Origin of the sequence: Pediococcus pentosaceus ATCC 25745 (genome assembly GCF_000014505.1) — a bacterium.
Taxonomy (GTDB): domain Bacteria; phylum Bacillota; class Bacilli; order Lactobacillales; family Lactobacillaceae; genus Pediococcus; species Pediococcus pentosaceus.
Window position 1 is genome coordinate 1,007,767 of sequence record NC_008525.1, and the last position, 17,296, is coordinate 1,025,062.

Consider the following 17,296-nt stretch of genomic DNA (forward strand, 5'->3'; position numbering starts at 1 on the left):
CTTTTTGGCACAAGCGTTTATAAGCCATATGTTTGATTAATGGCCTCCAGTGGGTCAACTAGTTCAGCACGATCTTCTTTTTTACGAGCGTTCAAAGTTGCCATCGTATTAAAAAATGAACTATCATCAAAGTCTTTCGGTGATAGTCCCTCAGATAATAACTGTTGAGCTAGTAGGTTGAAATCTTCCTGTTGATTTTTCAACTTAAGGATTTCCTTTTTAAGCTCACCATTACGCTTGTGCCGGCTTATTTTGACGACTTAGCGTCTTCAATGGCTTTGCGTTGTTTCTGTTCAGACAACTTAATATCAGCGTCTGAAATACCATTTAAGCGCATAATTAGGTAGCCAACACCTTCACCAAAACGTTCAACTGAGATCGTGTTGTTAATCGTTTCCATTTGTTGATCAGTGTAGCCCATTACACGTTGCACAAAATCGGCCATATCATCCTGCAATTCTAAGCCATTTTTCATGGCATCTAGTTCAGTGATTTCTTTTTCAGTATCTTGTGATTCCAACATACCAATTTGAACCTTAGTAGCTAATCGAATGATATTATTAGTTGGTGTTACATTGGCCGTCTTGTTGATTTTGAAATAGTTTTTAGCATTAATTTTCATAGTAATTTGTACCCCTTTGTTTTAATTTGTATGTATTAAAAAGGCCACCCATTTGAGGGAAGCCTTTAGATAATTATTTACCAGGTGTTACAACGGTTGTTGCACTTGTTGATTTAGTATAGCCACCAAATGTTTCAGCCATAAGTTTATCTAGGCTGAAGTTAGCGTCATTTGACTTGGCAATCATATAAGGTTGCTGTACGCCATTAGCAGCTAAGAAAATGTTAGGTTTCAATGGTGTTAATACAGTACCGTTCAAAGTTGTTGAGTAAGCTGCTTCACTGTTAGTATCAGTTGAGTTATTAGATGCTTCTTCAACGAATTCAATGTTATTGAAGCATTCATAAATTGAAATGTCACCATCTAGTGATTGTGATTCAGCAATCATCGCAACGTGTGGCTTAGGCAGTTGACGTACCCATGCACCTGTAGTAGCACTTTGCGTAAACCCTTTAAGCATTTGATTAATCTTGAATTCTAAATCTAAAGCAGTTAAAGCTAGTGTAGGCATAGATTTACCATAGGCTGTACGCTTGATTTGTCCATTTCCCCATCCAGGAGTTCCAGGTGCTTCAATGGCGGATACGTTAATTTGACTGAAACCTTCGCCATTATGATCGGCAACATAGATTCCGTCAGTAGATAGGCCTTTGGTAGCGTCTTTGATTAAGTCTCCGTTATCGTCTAGTAAAGCAAAAGTTGCTTTTACAATATTATGTTTTGACATTTATAAATCTCTCCTTTATATCATTTCATTTTTAGTTAAGTAAATTGTTTTGGTCAATTGGTTGGTATCTGGATCAGTTGTGTGGTGCTGACTAGCTACAATCAACCAGCCTGCGTCTTTAAGAGCTTTTAGCAAAGCTATTTCAGCTTCAATCGGATTAAAGTCGTCTTCTAGGTCAACCTTATAAAAGATTTGAACCTCAACCCCCATTGCTAAGCCTTTAAACGTGCTATTGGCATGATAGGCTGGACTTGAATCAGTTTCTTGTAATAGCATGACTGTAGTATCAGTGTTGTCTAAATCTTCGTTAGGTATTTCGTTCAGGTAGACTTTATCAAGCCACGTTAAATTGAGGGCATTAACTATACTGGATACCTGTGATACTGGTAATAGCATTAGTCATCGCCACCCTTCTTATACTCATCTAGCATGGCGTTAAAGACATCATCTTGTGAGTCAGTTAAATTATCATCAACAAAATGGTCAGCTCTAATATGTTTAGTACCATCATTTAAACGTCTGGCATTCATATCATGATATTTATTAGTCCACCCGACAATTGATCTACCATTATGTTCACCGTCTATGTCAGTGCTGTTGTAACTTATATTATCAGCCATATGTCCGTACTTCTCGTCTTTATGTGAGCTGTAATGCTTCTTTCGCGTAACTTCCGTCAAGTTATCAGCTAGCTTTTTAGCGCCTGCTTGGGTTATTTTCTCTTGTTCAGCTTCGTCAGGGACTAGCTTGTGGACGTCTTTAAGCCAGTTTTCTAATTGGTCGACTATGTTATCTTTTGCCATAGCTAAGCCCCCTTAGTAACCTGTTTTAGCGTTAAATAATCGCAAGATAGATAATTACTAGAATCATCAATGCTGTCATTAATGACATCGTAAAGTTTGCCTTTATACTGACATTTAATGCCTTCACAAACTTTAGGATTATGCCTAATAATGACCACTACTTGCTCCAATTGTTCGGCTGTAAGTTGATACGAAGATGCAATTGATCGTGTATAGGGTGCACAATATAAACTAAACTGACTAACAAATGTCTGTTTACTAGTTCCATTAATAGGATTTTGAACAGTTTTAACAGTGCCAATCTGTATACGTTGGTTAAAGTCAACCGGAGTTAACTTATTAATTGCCATTGTCGTTCACCTCATCCTGCTTTTGGTTATACAGGCCTCGCAATTGGCCAATGATTGAATCAACAACTAAGTCAACTGGATTAACAGTGTTTGAAGTGATTGATGTCCGGTAGTACCAGTATGAACCAGCTAAGGCGTAAACAGCAGTTTCAAACAAATTGCTCACGCCTTCCGTTTCATAGAAACCCGGAACACTATTTTCGTCCCCTATGGCCTGTTTAATGTAGCTAGTGGCTGCTGACAAATAGCCTTTTAACAGCTCGTCGTCATCATCCCCATCAATTCGCAAAGATGATTTCAATGTTTCTAAATTGGCTGCCACTTAAATCACATCCTTACTTAGCCGCCCAGCTTATCACTGTACTGTGTGTTTTATTGGCGACATAATTGACTAATTACTTACTGGCTGTTGCTGGAGCAGCACTTGCTGCAAAGTTTGCTGGTTGGTCAGCAATTTGGCTGAATGAACCCGCAACAAAGGCTTCTTTATCAGTTGGTTCAACGTCAAAACGATCAATTACACGAATCTTGGTTTGGTCTTTTTCAAAAGCACCACCGCCGATATTAGTCGTTAACAATGACGCATTTTCTCGGTCAAATAAAGTAACCGCTTGTGATAAGTCACCATAATACAATGGATAAACTGGGGCTGCTGCAGTTCCAGCAGTAGGCAACCACTTGTCAGCTACTTCTACAATTCGCTTGCCATGGATTAAATATTGGTCTGGTTGTGTTGGGTCTGGTTGCAATAGGTAACGTCCCATAGCATCCTTAACTTCGGAAAGCACATTTAAGCCTGAAGTATTTGTCATTAAGAATGATGTTGCCTTAATTGCTGGGTCAACAGCTGTATTAATCATGGTAATAATGTCATCGAACTTAGCTAAGGTTGGTTTCTTAGGTGCTTCGTTCATCGCCCCAATGATTTTAGTATTGCGAGTAACAACAACTTTCTTAGCAATCCATTGCGACAACCAAGTCATGATGTTGTCAACTGTATCTTTGAGTAACGAATTAGTGGCAGTAGTAATACCAGCATAACGATGAATCGTATATTTGATGATGGATAGCTTAGGATCATCATTGTCACCAATAGTAGCTGTTTCGTCATCTAAGTCAGCTAGTGGAGTAACGTCAGTCCACTTTTCGTAAACTCGTGAACCTGTTTGTGTTGTAACAGCTTCTCGATTGACATATTGTTGTAATGAATCATATTGACGAACAAGCGTATTAATGGCTGTTTGAATATCTTGAGGGATAGTCAAACCAATTGCGTTGCCACCTTCGTCAGTAGATGAAGTTACCAAGTTCATAACTTTAGGGTCACCTTTAATCATGCCTTGGAAGTTCTTAATGAACTCAGCTTTGATGTCTTTTTCTTTATCATCAAGTGGGGTTTTGTCCTTATCCTCCATATTGGCAATTTCTTGAGCCTTACGTTCTTCTTCTAATTGTTCATGTAAAGCGTCACGACGAGCAACCGCATTGTCACGGTCTTGTTTCATTGCTTTAAATTGGTCTTGATCAAAGCTATCGTCAAGAACAGCTGCGTTTAATTTGTCGTTTAAGTCTGATACCTTTTGACCTTGGGCAATCCAAGCGTCATTGATTGTATTAATATTAGCCATTAGTTGGCCTCCTTTTGATTTTTTTCAAATAAAATAGCCAATTTGCTGTTTCGTAATTCAGCAGATTGACCATTAGTAGTATTTTCTTTTTTAGACGGCTTAGCTTTATCCTTGTCCGCCTTGTAAATTAAATTCATCAGCTTATTAACTGCAGATTTAGGTGGAATGTGTGAAATGGCATTCACCGGTTGCAATTGTTGGTCATTAGCAAACATAATTTCGTCAGCGAAGCCTTTATCGACGGCATCACTAGCGGTTAACCATGTTTCATTTGCCATTAATTGTAGTAAGTCGGCTTGATCCATGCCAGTTTTGGCTTCATAAGCGCTGGCAATTGATTGATCAATGCCATTTAAAACACTGGCTTCATGTTCCAAATCGTCAGCATTACCAGCTGGTTGTGACCAAGCCTTGTGGATCATAATTTGAGCAGTTGGTGAAATGTTGATATGATCACCAGCCATAGCAATCACACTTGCCGCACTAGCTGCTAAGCCTTGAATGTTAACTGTTACATTGCCAGCATAATTCTTTAGCATAGTGTAGATTTCACTAGCTGCGAAAACGTCGCCACCATTGGAAGCAATATCAACTTCAAGTGCTTCGTCATCACCATCGTCATCATCATCACCACTGTCATCATTTAAAATGTCAGCAACACCCGAAGGCGATACTGCTGGCATTCCAAAAAATTGATAGAAACCGGCTGTTTGATCATCAACAATATCACCTTTAATCATCACTTTCTTTGTCATCATTATCACCTCCTTTTTCTGATTTAGCAGCAGGCATTTCATCTGGGAAATAACCAGTCTGCTGTAGTAGCCAAGTTGCTTGATTAGTAGCAATCGTGCCATTTTTAGCTAGCCCTGATAGGGTAGCTGCAAACGAGTCTCCCAATGGGTCGACAGCGGTTCGTATGTTGGCCGTTATCTTAGCATTAAGTTTGTTATCCAACTCAGCTAAAATCGCCTGTAAATAGCGATTAAGGGCGTTGGTGTACATACCTTTAATTTGATCGATATTACTTTGCTGGTCACCTTGACCGTTTAAATAGCTATCAGGAATTCCAAAGACTTTAGCAATTTGTTTACTCGTCCAATCTGTTTGACTTAACAGTTTAGTAACATCGGCTTTCATTTCTAGTGGCTTGTAATCTTCAAGTTGATCAATAACTACTGGACCACCGTTTGAATTGTTCACCTGTTTCATGAAGTTGCGTGAACGGCTAGCCTTCATTTTCTCGCTTAGCAGTCCACCATGTTGAATAGATAGCACACCAGGAGCACTAATTGAACGTGCTAATGCAGCTAACGTTAAACTATTAGATGAACTCTTGACTTGTAACTCATTCGATAATGCTTTTAATGGACTGTTACCTGTCATACCGCCATCGGTACTAGCCCAGCGAATATGAATCATGTCAGACTGCGGTACATATTGAAGAACACCCAAATCAGGCTCATCAAAGGTAATCGTATAGGTTAAACCACTGCCATCATCTAATAAGTAGGTTTGCACTTGGCTAGGTCGCAAATATTCCCAGCGTAAATCTAAACCGTTAGGATTGCGCCAGCGATATGCAAAACATTCACCACCCAATAACAATTGGGAATACATAGACTGCCAAAACGTATGTCCGTTAGCTGTCGTGCTGGGATTGTTTAGAATCCCTTGTGCTCGTGGCATATTGGCCGTTAACTGTATCGTAGCTAAGTCCCCAGATATTTGATTAACCGCTGAATAGATATCCGAATTTTCCAAAGCATCCTTGGCACTAACATATTCATTACTACCAGTTGGCGACAAAAAGTTAACAACGTTATCATCTTCAACCGGTACACTTTGAATATTAGTTGAATTATTGATTGCTGTTGGTGGTTCAAAAAAAGGCATTATTAATCACCTCCTTTTTGGCCAGCGGTTACGACTTCTGAAAGCCAACCAACTAAAAACAAAGCTACAGCAATTGCTAGAACACCTTGTGCTTGACCAAATAAAAAGGCTGCATATACTCCAGCAATCATACCTAGAATAAAGCACAACACATCAAAGTAACGCCAGATAGTTGCAAAAAATTGTTTAAAAATCATTCATATCATCTCCTAGCAATCCCGATTCCGGGTTATTAAACCATTCAAGAACTTGTTTTTCGTTCATACGTTCGACCTGTTTATCAGGATTGTTCACATCTGCAAAGTCTTCAAAGTGATACATGGCTTGGAATAAGGCGTCAATTAACGCATCAACTACATCAATCTTCAATGTGGCCTTAGCTTTATCGACTTGAATACCAATTTTATCTTCATAAATTTCAGCATTTAGTAACGCCTTTTCCATAATTCGATCATCCAAGCGGTCGACTGAGCCTTCAACAAACATTGTCTGCAAAAACTTAGTTGGATCTTTCAATTCACTAGTTCGCTGCCGAATGGCTTGCAACGGCCATCCTGAATTTAAATCTAATTGTTTAATTGTAGGCGTTAGTCCCCAAGCGTCATAACCAAAGAAAACAACTTCCAGTCGATGTTGCTCAACAAATTTAAGCAACCACTGATAAACCTGCTCATCATTGATTAGTCCTTGTGGGTGGCTACTAATTGTGCAAAATCCTTTTTTAGCTAAGTCCCGATAATTAATACCGTCTTGCTTTTCTTTAGCTTCAATCGAACCGGCTTTCTGCCATGGGATAAAACTATGCTGATAAATAAACCATCGTGGTTTACCATTATTATCACGATAAGGGAATACAAACGCTAACGCCGTGTTATCACTAAACATCGAGTAGTCAAAGCCAATATAGACTTGCCGATCATCAAAACTAAACGATTGCACAATGGCTTTTTCAACGTCAGGCAGTTTCAAGAAGCTGTCAGTTGATTGTTCTAGCCACAAGTTAAGGTTTTTGTTTTGAAAGTCGTTGAGTGTGCCAGACAAAGCGTCAGAATCACGCTTATCCGTCAAGCCGTTTAGCAAAACTTCTCGTTGACTTGGTAAATCTAGTAAGGGATTACTTTTAACCCACGTATCGGGCTTGTAAGTTTCATTCAAATCATCCTGCGACCAAATAAGTCCCAAATATGTATCAGCATCACGCAAATAATCCTGTTCCATGGCTTGCTGAATCATACGCTCATCATCATGGAATGGTACGGTTGGATCGGGATAAGCCGTTGAAATTTGAATAAATTGCTTATTGCGCACCTTAACTTGGCCTGACACAATTTTAGAAATCTTCTGCCGTGTCTTAATTTCACCAATTTCATCAAAAATAGCCGTTGTAAAATGAAACGAGTCGTACTGACCGGCTTCATGACTGATTGCTCGCAGCTTGTTGTTGTTACTGCTCATCACAACTTGGTCAGATTGAGATGACAATGTCCGTGTATCTAATCCACTATCTTGCATTAGTGTTTTAAATGGTTCAATTGTTGCAATCTTGGCTAACATTGATTTAATGTAGCCCAGAATCTTGCTAGTTTGTTTGTAATTAATGGATGAAACTAAATAGTCTTGGTTAGATAGTCCTAGTGATTCAATTAGGAAACTATATGCAGTGATAATCGCCATAAGGTAAGTTTTACCTTGGCCACGTGAAACGGAAACAATAGCCCGTGAGAAACGCTTACCACCGTCATCATTACGCCAGCCAATTAACATCGCCATAATGAACTTTTGCCACGGCATTAGTTTAGTTGGTTCGCCTGTATCAACGTTCGGACAAATGGAAGCAAATTTAAGCACTTGATCCACTCGCTTTACCGAATAAGCAAATGGGAATTCAACGCTACCTTGTCGTTGCAAGTCTCTAATATGGCGGAAAGCCGCTAACTTGATCAAATAACCAGTAGTTATCTTCTGATCTAAAACATCTAAAGCGTACTGAGTTCCTGCGTCTGTATATTGTTGGCGAATCGCTGAGCAGTCCAATGCTTGATAAGCTCCAATAACATCATGTGTTTGTGTTAAATCAACCTTCATTATTATCCTCCTAAAAATTCTTTCATACGATCAGCGACGCTTCGCTCGTCTTTGTGGTCATCTAAGTTTAACTTGATTAAATCACTACGAGATTTTGGCGACAATCCCAGTTCAGCGCCTAGTTTAGTCAGATTTTTAACCGCTGAGTCGTAAATTTGAGTCATAGGATTACGTTTGTAGCCCACGAAGTCTCGACCAATTATTTTGCCGGTCTGATCTTGTAACGTTTTATAGATTTCTTGGACTTCACCGTTTTCCTGAATATGTTTATACGCATTGCGATAAATCTCGTATTGGGAAGCATATTGCTCTACAAGCCCGCTATCAATGCGCTTAACCGGGGTATTGTCTTCTAAAAAGGGAACTAATCGACGCCAAACGACCTTAGCCTGCCGGCCTAAGTAAGCCGGTGGTGTACGTGATAATTGCCCGCCGTTAACGTCTTTATCCACTTTTTTCATTTTATATGCCTCCTTTCATTATTTGGTGACCCCCCCTACCTAAAAATTTTCAAAAATTGTTTCTATCACAAGAAAACTGCTATGTGTGTGCTCTTCCTTGGTCGTATAAGGGGGCGGGGTTTGTTTTAATTATCGTTGTGACCAATTATACTTAAAAATTTAAAGTCGCTTAAATCGAACGACAGGCGTCTTTAAATCAATTGTTCATTAGCACAACGATTGACGATACATCATTGATTGGTGTTACGCTTTGCAGCTCATTGCCTTGGCCTGTGCCATAGTATGATTGTTCCCAGTCCGTCTTAGCACGATGGCAACTCCCACAGATTACAGCTAAGTTATCAACGCTAGCTTTCAATGTTTCATCAAACTCAATTGGCACAATATGATCCACTGTCTTAGCAGGCATGATAGTGCCTTGCACTTTACAGTAAGCACATAAGTAATGGTCACGCTCCAAGACTCGTTGCCTTAGATGTGACCATTGCCTTGTCCGATAGAAGTTGTATTGCTGACGCTTGTCCTCATTACGATAACGTATAACAGTGTTGTACTTGTGTGTGTATTGTTTGTCATTGCTGCGTGCCCAACGTTGCCGACTGGCCAAATACTCAGCTTCATGCTCATAGTGCTGCTGACAATAGTGGTCAGGGAAAGTGACCATCGCATGGCATCCTAGTTGTCTACATCTTCTAACTCTCGGCATTGTCTACACCTCCAAAATAAAAAGCCACACAACAATTAAGTTATGTGACTTTAATGTTATAACTACGAGATGGTAAGGATTTGCACCCTACAACTAGCCACTGGGTATTTTTGCTAACTCAGTGAGGTTGGTCCCCGCAGAGATTATCAATCTCACTGTGGCTTTACCTATTCCGCCACATCTCACCTGGTAGTTGTCCCCGATGGTTTCCGAGTAGGACTTATGCTGGCCTTTCATGTATCTCCACCAGACTTCTTTTGTGTTTGCCTTTCCGCAGCTACCAACTACGTCAAACACACCAGTTATAAGACTGTAAGGAGTCGAACCTTACTAAGCACAAAGATTTCCTATTATTTTTTATCGAAAAGAATCGTTAGCTTAAAACCGTTAGTCTCTTTTGAAACTACCCAAATTTCACCCAACCGAAAGAAATGACTGATATTAGTTTCGTTTATTAGTTTTATATGTTGTGGCTATTTATCAATTCTTTCGATAATACTAATATAAAGCGAACCTTATTAGCATTTCATTCCGATTTTATTCGTTTTTTTGGCTATCTTTGAATACTCTTAAATCTTCAACGTCCGCAAATGCCCACGAAAATTGTAATAAAGCTTCATTGCATCGTTCCCAATTATGCGTGTTATTGTAACCAGTTAAATCTTCAATCGCTGTCCAGCTTAGCTTTTTGAAGTAGCGTAGTTCCAACACGTGTCGATGTTCTCTATCTAGTCCTGAGCATGACTGTAATACCTTAGCTAGTAAGTCCTTAGCTTGAGCATGTGCTGTGAGCTTCTCTTCATTGCTATTGTCTACTCCATGTACTGAAGGCATACCACTAATTACTGGCGATTTTATATCAACATAAGCTACATGTGCCATATTCTGGATTGCTGGGAACTCTACTTCAAAAAAGTATTTAACATTCTTGATAGTCTTTTTCTCGTCCAGTTCTGGTATTAATGGCACGATTTTCTACCTCTCTTTTTTGCATGTGTTTTAATATTAAACTCTTTAGCCAGCTTAGTAATATAAGCTTTGCAATGATTCATTTTCTTACATATCTCAGCAGTTGTTAACCCTCGGCCTGCTAGGCTAGCCACCTTGATTGCATCAATTTGATGCCGTCTCTCATACTCTCGCCTGCGTTTATCCCACACCGCATCAGGCTGCTTGATAGTTGAGTTCGTCCTATATCCCATCAACTCCGCTTGTTCTGCTAATGCTTGGCAAACTTCACAATCACAGTACAAGTTGCTAATATGTCCTGCCTTCACAACGGCATCTAGCCGACGATTAAGTTCTTGGGCTTGTTCTTTTGTTGGTCTAATTCTCTTCTTAACTTTTGACATAGCGTTTATTCCACCTCACTAGATTAATTTTATAAGCTTCACTACCTAATCATTAATTTTTCCTTGATTACACGTAATCTTACGATCTAGCTCTTTTTTGTCTTAGTTCGGGATAAGTTTTACGTAATTCCCTAAGGTCATGGGTCACCGTACTTCTTGCAACTCGCACTTCACCTGCAATCTCAGCGGTATTTGTGACTCCCTGCCTGAATAGCTTCTCAATCTTTTTGCGACGATTAATAATTTCTGGTATATCTTTACCACTTCCATACACTTCAATATCACAGCTAGAATTTTCCATAGTTATTCTTCTATATTCTTCATAATTTCCTTCATCCAATAAATCATTCAAGTATTCTTTTTTGGACTTGATAGTCTTCACTTTCACAATTACCATGGCTTCTGGAGCATCATATTGGCTTACCATATGTCCATCTGCTTGAGAACCTCTGGTAAAGTTATCTAATCGCCACTTATTCAAATCAGAAGCATTTTTCGCTTCGTAATATACTTTCTTAGATACATTGCCAATTAATCTAAACATCGTTTATACCTGCTTTCTGTATTATATATTGACGCTGCATTAGAGTTCCTCCTACAGTGAAACATTCACCTTTACCGAAACATTACTAAGTTTTTTCTGGAGCTTACGGTTAATCTGTTCGACCAGTTCGTCTTGATCAATCACAATTGCACTTGTTGCCTTTTCAATTTCTGCGGTAATAATTTTTTTAATCGATTCCTCTGCTATACCATTTTGACGACCGTATCTGTCTGTAGTTTGGAATGCATCCTTGATAGCTCGGTTGATGGATGCTTTGATTTTTTTATCAATCATCACATTGATTTCACCAGCATTCTCTTTCATGTACTTTTCAATTTTCAATGACATTTGTTCTGGTGATAGAATGGTTACTTGATTATTCATTTAGAGTTCCTCCACTTTAAAACTAAGTTCAACACCAACTCTTACCATAACGGTAGCTAGATCAATTGCTTCACGCTTAGCGTCTTCTTCAGTAGCAAATATTTTGGCTTCCTTTTTCGGTGCATCCCATGACACTTGATTCATGTAGCCTTTATCATGTTTGTTTTTCAGTACGTAGAACTTGTGTTGTTTGACCTCAAAATTAATTTGTTCACCAATTGGACTAATCGCAGCGTGTAAAATATCTGCTTTTTGTTTTGCCTTTTTCCACTTGCTAAAAGGAGTAGCGTTTTCGATACCCACATATTGGTGTGTTTCTACTCCTAACTTTCGGTAATATCTTCCATTAGCTGTGTTTTTGATTACGTACATTGTTTTCGTTCCCCCTAGTTAAAATTGCGTTTACGCCATTCTTGATACTGTTCTTCAAGTGCTTCTTTAATCCGATCTAATTCTTGCAAAGTATAATCATTGCCGTACAATTCACGGATAATATCCTCTGTTGTCATTTCTGTAAGTCTTTTCATAAATTCCTCCTAAAATGGTAATAGTATTTCTGCAATCACACGGTTAAACTGCTTGTTTGTTAAATTGTTCATCGCTCTGTGTACGTCTGGACGCTGGTTGACTAAGTAGTTAGTGTGGTTATTGATCCAAACAATAGTACTTATCATGTTTTGATTGTGCTCTTCAAAAGTTTCGTTAATAAAATTAGCTACAATAAGTTCTTCACTAGTTAAATTTTTAAAATTCATAGCTCCTCCACATAAATTTCTACTCGTGGTTCTTCTGAATAGAATTTTCCCATCTTAACGTCTGTTATTAAGGCGTCATCTCTCCATATAATCCCCGTGCAAGCATCTGTCACTGCTTTAAAGTAATTATCTATATCTGGTTTTACAGTCGGTCTATGAACTCCTGATAGCCTCCTAGCACGTTCTGCTTTTGATATACTCTTTTGCACTGATCTAAATACATTTAACACAACATACAACTGACCCTCTAAAAGCTTACCGTGGTACTGTTCTCTAGCGTATTGCGCTACTAGTTCCTTGTACGCTTTTGATTTAGGTGGATCATACGTGCTTACAAACTTACCTCGACTAACAAACCTTGGACGCCCTTGCGCTATTGGTTCGCTTGGAATTGTTAATTTAATCAATTACTCGTATCCTTTTCTCTTGCGGTAAGCCTTATTACATTTAGGGCACGGATTAACTTGCACTCCAATTGGGCTTTCAACATAAACCCTTCCAGTTCCTTCACATATTTCACACATTAAAATATCGCCATCCTTTTATCTTGAGTTTCTTTAAATTTAATAATTCCATCGTTTTTCATAACGCCCTTATACATTCTGCTTAACAATTTTGGATTATATATCTTAGATAATTCGTCACTATTGAGATTAGTAGTAATAATCGTCCGATTGCGTTTGTTTAAGACGCCAAACAATACTTGCTGTACATATTCACTTGCTTCTCTGTTATCACGCTTAAACGAGGCCTCACTGCCCAAATCGTCCAACACAAGCAAGCTAACCTTACCTAATAAGTCCACCATCCGGGATTCAGTGTAATAGCTATCAGGATGATTAAATGAATCTTTAATCAATCGCAACAGTTCATTGACTGAAATAAACAAGCATGAAGCGTTAGGTTTAATATTTTCATTAACGCCTTTTAACATCGAAATTGCTAAGTGCGACTTACCAACTCCAGGGTTACCAGTAATAATGGTATTAGCTTGATAATCACGGTTAAGGTATTTGCCTGCAATCTGTCGTGCTTTTTTTAGATTAGTTTCTGCTTCTGTACCGCTATTGACCTCGTAGTTACCAAAACTTGCTTCCCATAGGTCTTCATCGTCTATGATTGAATCTTTTCTCAAAACGTCCCTAAATCCCCGATGGTAGTTGCTAAGTACCCCCTTGAGTACTAAGTCGTTTAAATGCTTTTCCCGTTGTTCTTTAACACATAATGTACAAAAGGAATTGTGTTCATTACCTACTCTTACTAGTTTCTGATCAGGGTGGATTTTACAATATTCATCAGTTAAATTAGCTTGATTTAAAAGATTAAAACTCAAGTCCTCCATATGAATCACCGCCTTTATTTGTTTTGCTTTTCTTAACTTCTTGGTTTAAGTAGCTTTCAAATTTAGTACCAAACAGAGTTTCTGGTCTCAAATATTTAGCCATATCTGTACCACTCCATTCAGCTACTTTAATATTGATTACTTTCTTGAAATCTTCATCATTAAAGCCATCATTAAATCTTGCTTTAATTAATCGTTGTGTTTTAGATCCACTAGCTCGGTACTTAGTTCCTGCTTTTTCGTTCAGGTAGCTAATAATCTCTTTAAATGTTTTCAAGTCGATATGCGGTTCATCGTTAGATGAACTATATATATTATTATCCTTACCTAACCTAACCTTACCTAACCTAACCTGTGGTGACGGTTCGTCGACGGCACGTGGACTTAGCGTATACGAACCATTTTCATCTTGAGATAATTGCTCTTTTTCATCGCCGTAAATTGTTGTATTGTAGGTATCTTTGCGGATATAATTGTGAATTTTCCAATCCTTAATTACCACCACACCAGATTCAAAGGCAAATATAAAATTCTTAGTTAAAAGTAGTTTTAAATCGTCATCACTAGACCCAATCATTCTCTTAACTGTTTTGGCATTCGATACAAAGCCATCGTCATCAGCGTGCATATTTAAATGGAAGTACAGCGCTTGCGATGATAGTGGCATATCCAAAAATATATCCGTATCTGTTATTTTCTTACTGAACATTCTTCTTTGTGCCAATTAATCACCTCCATAGTTCCCTCTTATTCCTAACTTTTGTAAATCTTCAATTTTTAACTTAATACCAGTAACTGGTACGTGATACTTAGCGGCAAACTTAGCTGATCCAATGCTCTCAATCTCACTGTGATGTGCTCTACACAGTGCCATTACATGCCGTTGTGAGTGGTCAATCTTGTTCCGATTTGTCCGTCCAACCACGTCGACGTGATGAATGTCAGCGTGTTCCCCACAAACGATACAGACACGATGTCTACAACATTGGTAGATAAAGTACTGCTCTTCTTTCGGTAACAACTCATAGCCTTTTTTAAACGGCACACGCCATTCGAACATAAAATCGATAACTAGGTCTAGTAACGTGTTAGCATCGCTAACAGACGATTCTGTGGCGTCTGATAAGCTGATAGACTTACCTGCGGTATAAAACTCGTACTGGGTATAGAACATTGATTTTAAAAATTCACTCGGCACTACGAAGTAAGTTTCAATGTCATGGAGCAATGCAAAGAATAATCTTCGTTGCTGTACACTTGCTTTTCTTGGATCTGCCACTTCAAAATCAACGTAGAACTCGCCTTGCCCACCGCTAACAGTTTCCAAGTGATCTTGATTCAGTGGTCTATCGAGATGAATCACCAAATCTCTGCCTCGTTGTTCCGCTCTTGCTCTCTGCATTTACATCACCTTAGAAGGGGAGCTGATCATCTGAAATATCGATTGATTGTCCACCATTGTTAAATGAATTATTGCTATTCCTCTTTGTTGAATTAGCATTATTTGTATTGCGGTTATCTGGTAAGTCGAAGTCTGATACGTCAATTTGAAGCTGTGTTTTACCGTTATATTCATTAATTGACAAACTTCCAGTTACTACTACATGGCTACCCTTTTTGTAGAATTTTTCTACTGTAATAGCTCTCGTTCCCCATACTGAGCATCTAAACCAGTCAGTACCATATTCTCCGTTATTATCAGGTCGATTCTGTCGTACAGCCACATTAAAGTTAGCCACTTTGTTTCCACTTTGAGTTGAGTTAACTTGTACATCATTGCCAATATTTCCAGATATAGTTATCTGTCGCATAATTACTTACCCGCTTTCTCTGTCTGTTTATTAAGTTGGTTAGTTACCAATTCGATTAATCCGATTGCAGTATCTTCCTGTAATTTTTCAATGGAATCTGAATTAACTTTTTTAAGATAAGCCTTAGAAACTTTTTCAATCGGTGTTTTGGTAACACTTGCCATACTGTTAAATAATTCTTTTAAAGTCTTTTTTTGTTCATCATTTATCAATTCGGGTGCCTTTTGAGCTTTAACATTTTCTTGAAATGCGTCTGGATCTAAATCGTCTGTGGCTACATTGAAGAATTTTAATAAAAAATATTTCTCACCATAAGTGAGTGCTTTCCCAACACCTTTTTCTCCAGCTGTATCAATTCCTTGTGCGTACCACTGACACTCTAATTTTTCATCTGGATTATCTGAATTAACCCACGTCATAGTCATCATTAATTCGGTAAATATTACGGTAGATCCTTTTCGATTCTGGCTTGTTTCGGTGTTTTTATTAGTAATTTGCGGTATTAAAATTAACTTTTCTTCATCCATCAAACCATGAATTGTACCTAAGACATCTGACGACCCAGCGTACGAATACTGTGAAGCTTGTTGGGATTTTTGAATGTATGGTACTTTTTTGTGGATATTTTGAAGCTTTTGATACAACGTTTTTTCACTCATGCTTCCACCGCCTTAACTGTTAACTTGTCTGCCTTACGTTTAGCTCTATAAGGTAGTACCATTCCTGTTTCAGTGTCGATTAACTGACCACCTTCACGAACAATGAAACGACCTTCTGCAACGTAACGCTTAATCGCCGAAACATCTGGTTCACGCTTAATCAAGTTCACATCGATATCAGCTAATACTTGAACTACTTCTTTTGGCTTAGCATTGTCAGTCTTAACTACTTGCCACCAACTAGGCTTGCTAGGATTACTAGCTGTTCGTACATACTTGAATGATTCTGTTTGGAACTCTCTCCCATCGAACATTTGAAGTTCTTTCTGACTAATTTTATTAATCTCGTCTTGAACTTCTTCAATGGATAAAATGATTTCTGCTTTCTTATTCTTAAGTCCACGTAACTTCCGATCTAACTTAGTGCGTTCCACTTCAAATTCATCAATATTATTCACTTGCGTTCTCCTTTCCAAATAAGGCTTCAATTTCCTTGCGTTCTCGTTCTTGTTCGTATTCACGTTCATATTGTTCGAACTGTTGTTGATTCATTTGTGTTATACTTCCTTTGATGTTATTTGTTTTCGAAGTCCGCTATTGCCGTAGCGGGCTTTTTATTTTAAATTCTTAATTCTGAACACCTTCTTTCTTGTATAATCGATATGAAAGGAGGTGAAATTATTATGCAACTTTCCAATGAACAGATAATGAAACTAATTGATAAACATATGGATGCTGTTTGGACTGAAGAATCTATTAAAGCAGAAATGAAATATGTTGCTTCCAATATCCAAAATTCATCTGATACCCAATTGAACCAAGAACAGATCAATGCCCTTGCTAATTCTCTTCAATACATTAACAAGATCACTACGAAGCAAACATTAATCACCCTTTTTAATGTATTTACCGAGATGGGTATTTTTGTTGATTCAAATGACCAGAATTAATACTCTCTGCTTTAAGAATATTCATACTAGCATCATTTACTAAGTGCTCCTCGCTACCACAAATAGCGTCGAGTACTTTTTTAATAGGAATGTTTGGACTAAATACTTCTCCACTTACCATTGTTATGAGTGTTGATTCTTCACCATCAGCTTCAACGGATTCAATAAAATATGATTTCAAATACAAATCTTCTGTAATCTTTACCAGCTTCATTACTTCT

30 protein-coding genes are annotated in these 17,296 nt (G+C 38.2%); 1 reads left to right on the top strand and 29 read right to left on the bottom strand.

The features are described from left to right. Positions 1–17: 17 nt before the first annotated feature. The 28 genes from PEPE_RS04815 to PEPE_RS04945 all read right to left on the bottom strand — a co-directional run bounded on the left by PEPE_RS04815 (position 18) and on the right by PEPE_RS04945 (position 16,583). A complete protein-coding gene (locus PEPE_RS04815) occupies positions 18–203 on the bottom strand; it encodes a hypothetical protein (RefSeq protein WP_011673402.1) in 186 nt (61 codons plus the stop codon). Between the two features lie 44 nt (positions 204–247). Then, complete coding sequence (locus PEPE_RS04820) at positions 248–622, bottom strand: phage tail assembly chaperone (RefSeq protein WP_011673403.1); 375 nt, start codon at positions 620–622, stop codon at positions 248–250. A gap of 73 nt (positions 623–695) precedes the next feature. Further along, positions 696–1,349, bottom strand: a complete 654-nt coding sequence (locus PEPE_RS04825) for a phage tail protein (protein ID WP_011673404.1) — start codon at positions 1,347–1,349, stop codon at positions 696–698. 15 nt (positions 1,350–1,364) lie between these two features. After that, a complete protein-coding gene (locus PEPE_RS04830) occupies positions 1,365–1,745 on the bottom strand; it encodes a DUF806 family protein (RefSeq protein WP_011673405.1) in 381 nt (126 codons plus the stop codon). After that, positions 1,745–2,152, bottom strand: a complete 408-nt coding sequence (locus PEPE_RS04835; RefSeq protein ID WP_011673406.1) for an HK97-gp10 family putative phage morphogenesis protein — start codon at positions 2,150–2,152, stop codon at positions 1,745–1,747. The genes PEPE_RS04830 and PEPE_RS04835 overlap by 1 nt, the downstream gene beginning before the upstream one ends. Before the next feature lie 2 nt (positions 2,153–2,154). Beyond that, positions 2,155–2,502 carry a phage head closure protein gene (locus PEPE_RS04840; protein WP_011673407.1) on the bottom strand — a complete coding sequence of 116 codons (348 nt, stop codon included), beginning with the start codon at positions 2,500–2,502 and terminating at the stop codon, positions 2,155–2,157. Beyond that, positions 2,492–2,824, bottom strand: coding sequence for a head-tail connector protein (locus tag PEPE_RS04845; protein ID WP_011673408.1), 333 nt, complete (start codon positions 2,822–2,824; stop codon positions 2,492–2,494). Before PEPE_RS04845 ends, PEPE_RS04840 begins: the two co-directional genes overlap by 11 nt. Before the next feature lie 73 nt (positions 2,825–2,897). Then, positions 2,898–4,130: a phage major capsid protein gene (locus PEPE_RS04850; protein WP_011673409.1), complete on the bottom strand. Its 1,233-nt coding sequence runs from the start codon at positions 4,128–4,130 to the stop codon at positions 2,898–2,900. After that, positions 4,130–4,885 carry a head maturation protease, ClpP-related gene (locus PEPE_RS04855; RefSeq protein WP_011673410.1) on the bottom strand — a complete coding sequence of 252 codons (756 nt, stop codon included), beginning with the start codon at positions 4,883–4,885 and terminating at the stop codon, positions 4,130–4,132. Before PEPE_RS04855 ends, PEPE_RS04850 begins: the two co-directional genes overlap by 1 nt. Further along, entirely contained in the window at positions 4,863–6,026 is a 1,164-nt protein-coding gene (locus PEPE_RS04860; protein WP_011673411.1) for a phage portal protein, read from the bottom strand. Before PEPE_RS04860 ends, PEPE_RS04855 begins: the two co-directional genes overlap by 23 nt. Positions 6,027–6,028: 2 nt before the next feature. Continuing rightward, entirely contained in the window at positions 6,029–6,223 is a 195-nt protein-coding gene (locus PEPE_RS04865; protein WP_011673412.1) for a DUF1056 family protein, read from the bottom strand. After that, on the bottom strand, positions 6,213–8,111 hold the full coding sequence (locus PEPE_RS04870; RefSeq protein ID WP_011673413.1) for a terminase large subunit: 1,899 nt from the start codon (positions 8,109–8,111) through the stop codon (positions 6,213–6,215). Before PEPE_RS04870 ends, PEPE_RS04865 begins: the two co-directional genes overlap by 11 nt. Before the next feature lie 2 nt (positions 8,112–8,113). Then, complete coding sequence (locus tag PEPE_RS04875) at positions 8,114–8,572, bottom strand: phage terminase small subunit P27 family (protein ID WP_011673414.1); 459 nt, start codon at positions 8,570–8,572, stop codon at positions 8,114–8,116. A 196-nt stretch (positions 8,573–8,768) separates the two neighbouring features. Beyond that, positions 8,769–9,236: an HNH endonuclease gene (locus PEPE_RS04880; RefSeq protein WP_080504382.1), complete on the bottom strand. Its 468-nt coding sequence runs from the start codon at positions 9,234–9,236 to the stop codon at positions 8,769–8,771. Between the two features lie 579 nt (positions 9,237–9,815). Next, on the bottom strand, positions 9,816–10,247 hold the full coding sequence (locus tag PEPE_RS04885) for an ArpU family phage packaging/lysis transcriptional regulator (protein WP_011673416.1): 432 nt from the start codon (positions 10,245–10,247) through the stop codon (positions 9,816–9,818). Further along, positions 10,238–10,630, bottom strand: coding sequence for a hypothetical protein (locus PEPE_RS04890; RefSeq protein WP_011673417.1), 393 nt, complete (start codon positions 10,628–10,630; stop codon positions 10,238–10,240). The genes PEPE_RS04885 and PEPE_RS04890 overlap by 10 nt, the downstream gene beginning before the upstream one ends. 79 nt (positions 10,631–10,709) lie before the next feature. Next, positions 10,710–11,174 carry a helix-turn-helix domain-containing protein gene (locus PEPE_RS04895; RefSeq protein ID WP_011673418.1) on the bottom strand — a complete coding sequence of 155 codons (465 nt, stop codon included), beginning with the start codon at positions 11,172–11,174 and terminating at the stop codon, positions 10,710–10,712. Between the two features lie 51 nt (positions 11,175–11,225). Next, positions 11,226–11,558 carry a hypothetical protein gene (locus PEPE_RS04900; protein WP_011673420.1) on the bottom strand — a complete coding sequence of 111 codons (333 nt, stop codon included), beginning with the start codon at positions 11,556–11,558 and terminating at the stop codon, positions 11,226–11,228. Next, positions 11,559–11,930: a hypothetical protein gene (locus PEPE_RS04905; RefSeq protein WP_011673421.1), complete on the bottom strand. Its 372-nt coding sequence runs from the start codon at positions 11,928–11,930 to the stop codon at positions 11,559–11,561. Between the two features lie 14 nt (positions 11,931–11,944). Next, on the bottom strand, positions 11,945–12,085 hold the full coding sequence (locus PEPE_RS09280; protein ID WP_011673422.1) for a hypothetical protein: 141 nt from the start codon (positions 12,083–12,085) through the stop codon (positions 11,945–11,947). Positions 12,086–12,094: 9 nt separating this feature from the next. Beyond that, a complete protein-coding gene (locus tag PEPE_RS04910) occupies positions 12,095–12,313 on the bottom strand; it encodes a hypothetical protein (protein WP_011673423.1) in 219 nt (72 codons plus the stop codon). Then, positions 12,310–12,720, bottom strand: coding sequence for a RusA family crossover junction endodeoxyribonuclease (locus PEPE_RS04915; protein ID WP_011673424.1), 411 nt, complete (start codon positions 12,718–12,720; stop codon positions 12,310–12,312). The genes PEPE_RS04910 and PEPE_RS04915 overlap by 4 nt, the downstream gene beginning before the upstream one ends. A gap of 116 nt (positions 12,721–12,836) precedes the next feature. Further along, complete coding sequence (locus tag PEPE_RS04920) at positions 12,837–13,655, bottom strand: ATP-binding protein (protein ID WP_011673426.1); 819 nt, start codon at positions 13,653–13,655, stop codon at positions 12,837–12,839. Then, positions 13,636–14,379, bottom strand: coding sequence for a conserved phage C-terminal domain-containing protein (locus PEPE_RS04925; RefSeq protein WP_011673427.1), 744 nt, complete (start codon positions 14,377–14,379; stop codon positions 13,636–13,638). The genes PEPE_RS04920 and PEPE_RS04925 overlap by 20 nt, the downstream gene beginning before the upstream one ends. Then, the gene (locus PEPE_RS04930; RefSeq protein WP_011673428.1) at positions 14,380–15,057 is read right to left on the bottom strand and encodes a putative HNHc nuclease; all 678 of its coding nucleotides are present in this window, start codon (positions 15,055–15,057) and stop codon (positions 14,380–14,382) included. It lies immediately after the preceding gene. 10 nt (positions 15,058–15,067) lie between these two features. Then, entirely contained in the window at positions 15,068–15,466 is a 399-nt protein-coding gene (locus PEPE_RS04935; protein ID WP_011673429.1) for a single-stranded DNA-binding protein, read from the bottom strand. A 2-nt stretch (positions 15,467–15,468) separates the two neighbouring features. Continuing rightward, a complete protein-coding gene (locus PEPE_RS04940; RefSeq protein ID WP_011673430.1) occupies positions 15,469–16,125 on the bottom strand; it encodes an ERF family protein in 657 nt (218 codons plus the stop codon). After that, the gene (locus tag PEPE_RS04945) at positions 16,122–16,583 is read right to left on the bottom strand and encodes a hypothetical protein (protein WP_011673431.1); all 462 of its coding nucleotides are present in this window, start codon (positions 16,581–16,583) and stop codon (positions 16,122–16,124) included. Before PEPE_RS04945 ends, PEPE_RS04940 begins: the two co-directional genes overlap by 4 nt. 225 nt (positions 16,584–16,808) lie before the next feature. Between PEPE_RS04945 and PEPE_RS04950 the strand changes: the two genes are divergently transcribed. Beyond that, positions 16,809–17,075 (top strand): hypothetical protein, encoded by a 267-nt coding sequence (locus tag PEPE_RS04950; RefSeq protein ID WP_011673433.1) that lies wholly within the window; start codon positions 16,809–16,811, stop codon positions 17,073–17,075. On the opposite strand, the gene PEPE_RS04955 is transcribed toward PEPE_RS04950, so the two are convergent. Next, complete coding sequence (locus PEPE_RS04955; protein ID WP_011673434.1) at positions 17,032–17,289, bottom strand: hypothetical protein; 258 nt, start codon at positions 17,287–17,289, stop codon at positions 17,032–17,034. The two genes, PEPE_RS04950 and PEPE_RS04955, sit on opposite strands and share 44 nt — an antisense overlap. Positions 17,290–17,296: the final 7 nt, after the last annotated feature.